Origin of the sequence: Burkholderia sp. RS01, from assembly GCF_039748055.1 — a bacterium.
Classification (GTDB): Bacteria; Actinomycetota; Actinomycetes; order Actinomycetales; family Micrococcaceae; genus Arthrobacter.
The window spans coordinates 1-272 of record NZ_JBDLAK010000072.1; the positions used below are offsets into that span (position 1 = coordinate 1).

1 rRNA gene is annotated in these 272 nt (G+C 59.6%); it reads right to left on the reverse strand.

The features are described 5' to 3' along the window. Positions 1-97 (reverse strand): 5S ribosomal RNA (rrf, locus tag ABFP37_RS22575); the annotation flags it as partial. Positions 98-272: the final 175 nt, after the last annotated feature.

Below are 272 nucleotides of genomic sequence, written 5' to 3' on the forward strand. Positions count from 1 at the left end.
CCCACACCCTCCCGGGTGCAGTACCATCGGCGCTGTGGGTCTTAGCTTCCGGGTTCGGAATGGGACCGGGCGTTTCCCCCACGCTATGACCGCCGTAACCCTTGCTCCCGTCCCGCGGGTGTTAGGCCCGGGGTGGGAAATTTGTGGTTACAACATCCCTGCCCGGTGAAGGGCAGGTGTGGTGTTGTTATGTAGTTGTTGGTTCCTGTGCAACAAACCGGTGGTGCGGGTTTGTTGGTTGGGAACCACATAGTGGACGCAAGCAGTCTTGT